The organism is Streptomyces sp. F63, assembly GCF_018070345.1.
GTDB lineage: Bacteria > Actinomycetota > Actinomycetes > Streptomycetales > Streptomycetaceae > Streptomyces.
The window spans coordinates 42,096-51,355 of record NZ_JAGPXX010000042.1; the positions used below are offsets into that span (position 1 = coordinate 42,096).

Sequence of the window (9,260 nt, forward strand, 5' to 3'; positions counted from 1 at the left end):
TCCCATGAGCGAACCATTCGGCGGGCCCTCCCCGGACGCGGACGAGCCGCAGCACGACGAACCGCACCGGGCCGGCCTCGGGGTACGGCTCAACTGGCTGCGCGCCGCCGTCCTGGGCGCCAACGACGGCATCGTCTCGACAGCCGGTCTCGTGGTGGGCGTCGCGGGGGCCACGGACTCGGCGGACACCCTGCTCGTGGCAGGTCTCGCCGGGCTCTTCGCGGGCTCCCTGTCGATGGCCGTCGGGGAGTACGTCTCCGTGAGCACCCAGCGCGACTCCGAGCGCGCCACCCTGGCCACCGAGCGGCGGGAACTGGCCGATACACCGGCGGCCGAACTCGCCGAACTCGCCGGCCTCTACGAGGCGAAGGGCCTCTCCCCCCGCCTCGCCCGCGAGGTCGCCGAGGAGCTCACCCGGCACGACGCCTTCGCCGCCCACGCCGAGGCGGAGCTGGGCCTGGACCCGGAGGAGCTCACCAACCCCTGGCACGCGGCCTGGGCCAGCCTCGCCGCCTTCTCGGCGGGCGCGCTGCTGCCGCTGCTGGCCATCGTCCTGCCGCCGGCGGCCGTCCGGCTGTGGGTCACCGTCTCCACGGTGCTGCTCGCGCTGGCCGCGACCGGCTGGTCCAGCGCGGCGCTGGGCGGGGCGCCACGGGGCATCGCCGTGCTCCGCAACGTCACCGGCGGCTTCACGGCGATGGCCGTCACCTACGCCATCGGGGCGCTGATGGGCACCGCCGTCGCGTGAGGCCGCGGGACGGCGGCCGCCCACCCGGGCGCGCCGCGCACCGGGGGGACGGACCGGCGACAGCCCCGGTGCCGGACCGGTGCCGCATCAGGCAGCGTGTGCCCGGTGAGGAGCATCGTCCGGTGCGTGCTCCCGGCGAGCCGGCCGGGAGTTCTCGTACCGGATCGCACGGGGGCTTTCGGCCGGTGCGACGCGCGGGGGTGCCCCCTGCTCGCAGAGCTCGGGGTGGGGGTGCCCCCTGCTCGCAGAGCTTGGGGTGGGGGCGCCCCCTGCTCGCAGAGCTTGGGGGAGTGCCGGGCGTCGCGACGGGGCGAACGCTGCCTGATGCGGCACTAGAACACCACCAGGGCCCGGCCGCCGCGGCCGGCCAGCATCGCGTCGAACGCCGCCGGCACCCCGTCGAGGCCGATGCGGTCGGTGACCATGCCGCCGAGGTCGAGCCTGCCCTCGCGGACGAGTCCCGCCAGCACCGGCAGGTCCCGGGCCGGATCGCAGTTGCCGTAGACGCAGCCCGAGAGGGTGCGGCCGAAGTGGAAGATCTCCAGGGCGGAGAACGAGACCTGGTCGTCCTTGCGTCCGATGCCGACGACCGTGGTGCGGCCGCCGCGCCGGGTCGAGGACCAGGCGGTGCGGATGGTCTGCGCCCGGCCGACGCACTCGACGGCGACGTCCGTGCCGTGCCCGCCGGTGAGCTTCCGTATCCGCTTGGCCGTGTCGTCGGCGGCGACCAGGTAGTCGGTCGCACCGGCCTTCCGGGCGAGTTCCTCCTTCTCCGGCGAGACGTCCACGGCGATGATCTGCCCGGCCCCGGCGATCCGGGCCGCCTGGATCACCGAGAGCCCGACACCCCCGGCGCCGAAGACGGCGACCGACTCCCCCGCCCGCACCCGCGCGGCGTGGTGGACGGCTCCGTAGCCGGTGAGCACGGCGCAGCCGAGCAGGGCCGCGTCGGCCAGCGGTACGCCCTCCGGCAGCGGCAGCACACAGCGTTCGGAGACGACGGTCTCCTCGGCGAAGGCGGCACTGTTCAGCCCCGGGTGGAGGGCGGTGCCGTCCGTGCGGCGCGCGTACGGCACCGCGGCGCCCGCCAGGGCGCCGGCGCAGAGCCAGGGCTCTCCCAGGCCGCAGTAGTGGCAACTACCGCAGGACGGAGCCCAGTTGATGACCACCGCAGCTCCGGGGGCGACAGTGGTGACCCCCTCCCCGACGGCGGTGACCGTGCCCGCGCCCTCGTGGCCGAGGACGGCGGGGACGGGCTGGCGCAAGGTGCCGTTGGAGAGGGACAGATCGGAATGGCAGACCCCGGCCGCGGCGATCCTGATCCGCACCTGGCCGGGGCCGGGGTCGGGCAGCTCGATCTCCGTGATCTCCAGGGGGGCGTTGACGGCGGGCAGCACGACGGCACGGGTCATGGCGGCTCTTCTCGGTATCTCGGGGCTTCTCGGAATCTCGGGGCTTCTCGATCGCTCGGGTGTCGTCCGCCCGGGCGTCGTCCGCCCGGGCGTCTCGGCCGGTCTTCGGGCTTCCCGTCCCCGCCCGGCGCGGGCCGTGCGGTGACGGCGCGGCACGGACGGCGGCGCCCGTGCCGCGCCGCGGTCAGAACTGGAGCGACTTGGTCTGCAGATACTCGGCCAGACCGTGGCTGCCCAGTTCGCGGCCCACGCCCGACTGCTTGTAGCCGCCGAAGGGGGCGAGCGGGTTGAAGCGGCCGCCGTTGATGTCGACCTGTCCGGTCTCCAGACGGCGGGCGAACGCCGCCGCCCGCTCGGTGTCGGCGGACCAGACGGCGCCGGCGAGGCCGTAGACGGTGCCGTTGGCGATCGCCACGGCCTGCTCCTCGTCCTCGTACCGCAGGACCGACAGCACGGGGCCGAAGATCTCCTCCTGCGCAATGGTCATCTCCGGGGTGACGTCGGCGAAGACGGTGGGCCGGATGTAGTAGCCGGTCTCCCGGCCCTCCGGGGCCCCCGGGCCGCCCGCGACGAGGCGGGCGCCCTCCTCGATGCCGCGTTCGATGTAGCCGGTGACGCGGTCCCGCTGTTTGGCGCTGACGACGGGGCCGAGGCGGCTCGCGGGGTCCGCCGGGTCGCCGGGGACGTACTTCGCGGCGGCCGCGGCGGCCAGGGCGACGGCCTCCTCGTAGCGGTCGGCGTCCACGAGCATCCGGGTCCAGGCGCTGCACGTCTGGCCGGAGTTGGCGAAGACGTTGGCGACACCGACGTTGACGGCGCGGGCAAGGTCGGCGTCCGGCAGGATGACGTTGGCCGACTTGCCGCCGAGCTCCAGGGCCACCGGTTTGACGGCCGCGGCCGCCGTGGCGGCGATCTGCTTGCCGACGGCGGTGGAGCCGGTGAAGGACACCATGTCGACGCCCGGGTGCCCGGCCAGTGCCTGCCCGGCGACCGGACCGAGGCCCGTGACGAGGTTGAACACCCCGGCGGGCAGCCCCGCCTCGTGCACGATCTCCGCGAAGAGCCGCGCCACCAGCGGGGTGTCCTCGGCCGGCTTGAGGACGACCGTGCAGCCGGCGGCGAAGGCCGGGGCGGCTTTGGCGACGATCTGGTGCAGCGGGTAGTTCCACGGCGTGATCGCGCCGACGACGCCGACCGGCTCGGAGAGGACGGTGGAGTTGCCCACCTGCTCCTCGAAGGGATGGGTGGCGGCCAGCTCCGCGTAGCTCCCCGCGACCGCGGCCGGCACCGCCGCGTGCACGGTCCGCGAGAACTTCAGCGGGGAGCCGAGCTCGGCGGTGACCGTCTCCGCGATCTCGTCGCGGCGCGCGTCGAGCGCGGCGTGCAGCGCCTTGAGGTGCGCGGCGCGCTCGGCGGGCGGGGTGGCGGCCCAGCCGGGGAGGGCCGCGCGGGCGGCGCGCACGGCCGCGTCCACGTCCTCGGCGGTGCCGGCCGGAACCGTGCCGATGACCGACTCGTCGGCCGGGTTGACCACGGCGATGGTGTCCCGCCCGGCGGCGGGCCGCCAGTCGCCGTCGATGTACATCCCGTCGTGGGCCTTCATCGCCTTGACCTCCAGGACAGACTGCTCGGTATGTGATCCGGGGAACCAAACTAGCGCTGTTAGTTTTCCGGCGCCAGGACGGGCGGACGTGCCCCGGCTCACGTCCTCCCCGCGCGCCCGCGCACGTGCGCACCCGGCAACCCGGCCCGGCCCGGTTCCCTACCCGCGGCCGGGCCCGCCGACGCGGACGGGACCTACGGGGCCCGGGTCTCCCGGACGGACACGGGCCGGAGCCGGGCCGGAGCCGGGCCGGCACCCGCCGCCGTACCGGTCCGCGCGCCGGAGGCCCGGTACGGCGGCTCCTCCGCTCCGCCGGCCGGCCCGGCCCGACCCGGCCCGGCCCGTTCCGTTCCGCCGGAGGCGCACAGGGCACCGGCCTCCCGCCGGGGTCAGCCCGCCGCCTCCACCCGCACCGGGAAGCCGTTGAGCACCGCCGTGCCCGAGAGGGGGTCGAGGCGGCTGCCGTCCAGGAGCTGGTTGACGTTCGCGCCGGGTGCCGCCGAGGCCACGGAGAGCCGGGTGCCGGGGCGGTCGTGGCCCCAGCCGTGCGGGAGGCTGACCACCCCGGTGCGCACCGCGTCCGTCACCTCGACGGGGACCTCCAGCTCGCCGCCCTCGCCCTTCACCCGGGCCGTGGCGCCGTGGGCCAGGCCGAGCCGGTCCGCGTCCGCGGGGTGGACCTGGAGGGTGCAGCGGTTGCTGCCGCCGGTCAGCGCGGGCACGTTGTGCATCCAGCTGTTGTTCGAACGGAGATGGCGGCGTCCGACGAGCAGCAGTTCGCCGCCGGCCGCGTCCAGGGAGCGGCGCAGCCGGGGCACATCGGCCGCGACGGGTTCCGGGCAGAGCTCGACCCGGCCGCTGCGGGTGCGCAGCAGTCCGGGGACGCGGGGCCGCAGCGGCCCGAGGTCGATGCCGTGCGGGTGCTCCAGGAGCCGGTCCAGGGAGAGGCCGTCGGGGCGGGCGCCGAAGCCGTCGCCGTACGGGCCGAGCCGCAGCATCAGGTCGAGCCGCCGCTCGGGGCCGGTGCGCCCGGTGAGTTCGGCCTCCAGCTCCGCCGGCTCGCGGCCGTGCACCGGACCGTGCGGGTCGGCGACGGCCCTGGCGAGCGCACCCCCGATGGCCGTGCGGTCCACCTCGGCCGGGTCCGTGCCGTGCAGGCCGGCGGCGATGAGCACGAGCCGGGCGAGGATCTCGCTCTCGTCCGGCCGGCCGGGGGCGAGGGGCAGTGCCTCCCGGGTGTAGCGGACCTGGTTGCGCACGGCGAGCGCGTTGAAGGCGAAGTCGTAGTGCGGGGTCCGGGAGGGCGGGGGCGGCGGCAGCACGACATGGGCGTGCCGGGAGGTCTCGTTCAGGTAGGGGTCGACGGATATGACGCAGTCGGCTTCGGCCAGCGCCCGGTCCAGGCGGTCCCCGTCGGGAGCCGAGAGGACCGGGTTGGCCCCGATGACGACGACGGCGCGCACCCGCCCGTCCCCCGGTGTCTCGATCTCCTCGGCGAGGGCGGCGAGCGGCAGTTCCCCCTTGGCCTCCGGGTGCCCGGAGACACGGCTGCGCCAGCGGCCGAGGGCGAAGCCCTTGCCGGGGCCGGCGGGACGGGGGGCGCGGGCCGTGGCGGAGAGGGGGAACATCGCACCGCCGGGCCGGTCGAGATTGCCGGTGAGCGTGTTCAGCACATCGGCCAGCCAGTTGGTGAGGGTGCCGAACTCGACGGTGGAGCCGCCGACCCGGGCGTAGACGGCGGCGGTGGGCGCGGCGGCCAGTTCGCGGGCGGTGGCCCGGATGTCCTCGGCGGGCAGGTCGCAATGGGCCGCCACCGCCTCCGGGGTGAACTCGGCGGTGAGCGCGCGGACGTCCTCCACGCCCTCGGTGTGCTCCGCGAGCCGGCCGAGGTCGGTGAGCCCTTCGGCGAAGAGCACCTGGACGAGGGCAGCGAGCAGGGCCGCGTCCGTACCGGGCCGGGGCGCCAGATGGCGGTCGGCGAGCGCGGCGGTGCGGGTACGGCGCGGGTCGACGACGGTGAGGGTGCCGCCCCGCCGGCGCAGCGCCTTGAGCCGGCCGGGGAAGTCCGGGGCGGTGCACAGACTCCCGTTCGACTCCAGCGGGTTGGCCCCGATCAGCAGCAGGTGGGCCGCGCGGTCCAGGTCGGGGACGGGGATGGCCGCGGCATCGCCGAACATCAGCCCGCTGGAGACGTGCTTGGGCATCTGGTCGAGGGTGCTGGCGGTGTAGACGTTACGGGTGCGCAGCGCCCCGATCAGCAGCGGCGGGTAGAGCCCGCCCGCCATGGTGTGGACGTTCGGGTTGCCGAGGACGACGGCCACGGCGTCCGGGCCGTGGCTGTCGATCACCGGCCGCAGCCGGGCGGCGGCCTCCTCGAACGCCTCGGCCCAGCCGGTGTCCACCAGGGCCCCCTCGCGGCGCACGAGGGGCCCGGCGAGGCGGTCCGGGTCGTTGTCGAGGCCGCCGAAGGCAGCACCCTTGGGACAGACGAAGCCGGCGCTGAACACGTCGTCGCGGTCCCCGCGGGCACCGGTGACCCGGTCGCCGTCGAGGGTGAGGACGAGGCCGCAGGTGGCCTCGCAGAGCGGGCAGATACGCGGAGCGGTGCGGCTCATCGGTTCCCTCCGTCGGGGATGGGGCGCCCGGCGGGGCCGGGGCGGGAGGCTGCGGGTAGGGGCAGGGGGCCGGGCTCGCCGCACGGGGAGCCGGGGCGCGGCGACAGGAGCACCGCTGACCATACCGACCGGTACGCACGATGGCACCCGCCTTGCGGGCATCACTCGCCCGGAACCGGTCCGGCACTCCGCCCTCCGCACCCCGGCACACCCGCGCCACCGCACCCCGGCGCACCCGCGCACCCTGAGCCGAGGCGGCACACCCGCGCCCCCGCACACCCGGCCCGCACCCCGGCCGCGCGCCGGGCCGCGACACCCACCCCCGGCCCGCGCCCCGGCCGGCACGCCCGCACCTCCACACGCCCGGCCGACGCGCCCGCACCACCCGCCCGGCCGCTCGCTTCACCGGCGCCCCCGCACCGCCGGGCGCGGCCGGCGCCCCGCCCGCGCCCGGCGCGCGCCCGGGGACCCGTCCCGCCGCGCCCCACGGGTCATTGACGGGCCCGCGCCGCCATTCCTATGGTTCAGCACAGGAATCAAGGCACACGGACAGCGGGACGACGGGAGCGGACATGAGCGGGACCACCACGGAGCGGGTCACAGTCCCCGGCGAGGAGCCGGGGGCCCCGGCGTACTCCTGCGGATTCGGCAACGAGCACAGCTCGGAGGCGGTGCCCGGCGCGCTCCCCCTGGGCCGCAACTCCCCGCAGCGCGCCCCGCTCGGCCTCTACGCGGAGCAGCTGAGCGGAAGCGCCTTCACCGAGCCGCGCCACGACAACCGCCGCTCCTGGCTGTACCGCATCCGCCCCTCGGCGGCCCACCCGCCCTTCACCCGGACGGACAACGGCGCGCTGCGCGGCACCCCGTTCGACGAGACCGAGCCCGACCCCAACCGGCTGCGCTGGGACCCGCTGCCGGACCCGGCCCCGGGCACGGACTTCGTGGCCGGCCTGTGGACCCTCGGCGGCAACGGCGACATCCGGCAGCGCGCCGGCATGGCCATCCATCTCTACGCCGCCAACGCCTCCATGACGGACCGGGTGTTCTCGGACTCCGACGGCGAACTGCTGATCGTCCCCGAGCGCGGCGGGCTGCTGCTGCACACCGAGTTCGGCCGGCTGCTCGCCGGGCCCGGCGAGGTGGCGCTCATCCCGCGCGGCGTCCGCTTCCGGGTGGAGCTGACCGGCGGCTCCGCCCGCGGCTACGTCTGCGAGAACTACGGACGCCCCTTCGCCCTCCCCGAGCTGGGCCCGATCGGCGCCAACGGGCTGGCCAACCCGCGCGACTTCCTCGCCCCCGCCGCGGCCTTCGAGGACCGCGAGGAGCCGGTGGAGGTCGTCACCAAGTACTGCGGCAACCTCTGGGCCGCGGAGTACGGCCACTCGCCGCTCGACGTCGTCGCCTGGCACGGCACCCTGACCCCCTACGTCTACGATCTGCGCCGCTTCAACGTCCTGGGCAGCATCAGCTACGACCACCCCGACCCGTCGATCTTCACCGTGCTGACCTCACCGTCCGACACCCCCGGCCTGGCGGGGATCGACTTCGTGGTCTTCGCGCCGCGCTGGCTCGTCGGCGAGGACACCTTCCGGCCGCCGTACTTCCACCGCAATGTGATGAGCGAGTACATGGGGCTGATCGAGGGCGCCTACGACGCCAAGACCTCCGGGCCGGGCGGCTTCGTGCCCGGCGGCGGCTCGCTGCACACCATGATGTCCGCGCACGGACCCGACCGGGAGACCTTCGAGAAGGCGAGCGCGGCCGAGCTGGCACCGCAGAAGGCGGACGACGGCCTCGCCTTCATGTTCGAGACCCGCTGGCCGGTGACGGTGACCGCGCAGGCACGCGGCGCGGGACACCTCCAGACCGGCTACGACCGGGTGTGGGACGGGCTGGAACGGCACTTCCGGCGCTGACACGAACGGGTCCCCTCCGGCGTACGCGACAGCGGGCCGGCCGGCGGCCGGCCCCGAGTACCGGGGCCGGCGCCGGAGCCGGAGCGCGGCCGCCCGTTCCGCGGCTCCGGGGCACCGGCCACCGCGTTGCGGTACACCTGTGTCCCACGCCCCCGAGACCGCCCCGCAGACCCGCCCGACCGCAGACCCGCCGGAGCCGCAGCCGTGACCACCGTCTTCTCGCCCGACTCACTGGTCCTGAACCGCAAGCTGCCCCTGTGGTACCAGGTCTCGCAGTCGCTGCGCGCCTCCATACTGGGCCGCCGCCCCACCGAGCCGCTGCGGCTGCCGCCCGAGGACCGGCTCGCCGAGCACTACGGCGTCAGCGTGCTGACCATGCGGCAGGCGCTGAAGGAGCTGGAGAACGAGGGGCTGATCAGCCGGCACCGCCGGCGGGGCACCTTCATCGAGCCCGCGGCCCGGCGCGGCGCGCCGGTGCGGCTGCTCGGCTCGGTGGACAGCATCGTCGCCCAGCAGTCCGGTGAGACGGCCACGCTGCTGGGCCACGGGCCCGTGCCCGTGCCGGCGGAGGTGGCCGAGCACTTCCCGGATCTGGAGGAGGTCGTGGAGTTCCGCCGGCTGCGCTGCGACGAGAAGACCGGCGAGCCCACCAACTGGGCCGAGAACGCGGTGCGCCCGGAGATCGCGGAGCGGATCGACCCGGCGGACCTGGTACGGCAGCCCATGACCAAGGTGCTCCGCGACGGGGCCGGGGTGCGGATCAGCCGCATCACGGACACCGTCGAGGCACGGCTCGCGGACCCGGAGACGGCGAAGCTGCTGGACGTGCCGCTGCTCAGCCCGATCCTGCACTACACCGGTGTGGTGTACGACGAGACCGGCCGCGCGGTGGACGTGGCGCGGATCCGCTACCGGGGCGACCGGTTCTCCTTCACGGTGACGGTGGAGGCCTGAGCGGACGGGGGC

General features: G+C 75.6%; 6 protein-coding genes. 3 read left to right on the forward strand and 3 right to left on the reverse strand.

What is annotated here, in order from left to right:
* The first annotated feature begins 4 nt into the window (after positions 1-4).
* Positions 5-748 (forward strand): VIT family protein, encoded by a 744-nt coding sequence (locus KBZ10_RS27080; protein ID WP_210990372.1) that lies wholly within the window; start codon positions 5-7, stop codon positions 746-748.
* 332 nt (positions 749-1,080) lie between these two features.
* Here the strand turns inward: KBZ10_RS27080 and KBZ10_RS27085 are convergent, their stop codons facing one another.
* The 3 genes from KBZ10_RS27085 to KBZ10_RS27095 all read right to left on the reverse strand — a co-directional run bounded on the left by KBZ10_RS27085 (position 1,081) and on the right by KBZ10_RS27095 (position 6,378).
* Positions 1,081-2,160 carry a Zn-dependent alcohol dehydrogenase gene (locus KBZ10_RS27085; RefSeq protein WP_210990373.1) on the reverse strand — a complete coding sequence of 360 codons (1,080 nt, stop codon included), beginning with the start codon at positions 2,158-2,160 and terminating at the stop codon, positions 1,081-1,083.
* Positions 2,161-2,344: 184 nt separating this feature from the next.
* Entirely contained in the window at positions 2,345-3,763 is a 1,419-nt protein-coding gene (locus KBZ10_RS27090; RefSeq protein ID WP_210990374.1) for an aldehyde dehydrogenase family protein, read from the reverse strand.
* Positions 3,764-4,152: 389 nt separating this feature from the next.
* Positions 4,153-6,378: a molybdopterin-dependent oxidoreductase gene (locus KBZ10_RS27095; RefSeq protein WP_210990375.1), complete on the reverse strand. Its 2,226-nt coding sequence runs from the start codon at positions 6,376-6,378 to the stop codon at positions 4,153-4,155.
* A gap of 572 nt (positions 6,379-6,950) precedes the next feature.
* Between KBZ10_RS27095 and hmgA the strand changes: the two genes are divergently transcribed.
* Positions 6,951-8,294, forward strand: coding sequence for a homogentisate 1,2-dioxygenase (gene hmgA / locus KBZ10_RS27100; RefSeq protein WP_210990376.1), 1,344 nt, complete (start codon positions 6,951-6,953; stop codon positions 8,292-8,294).
* A gap of 204 nt (positions 8,295-8,498) precedes the next feature.
* Positions 8,499-9,248 (forward strand): GntR family transcriptional regulator, encoded by a 750-nt coding sequence (locus KBZ10_RS27105; RefSeq protein WP_210990377.1) that lies wholly within the window; start codon positions 8,499-8,501, stop codon positions 9,246-9,248.
* Positions 9,249-9,260 lie beyond the last annotated feature (12 nt).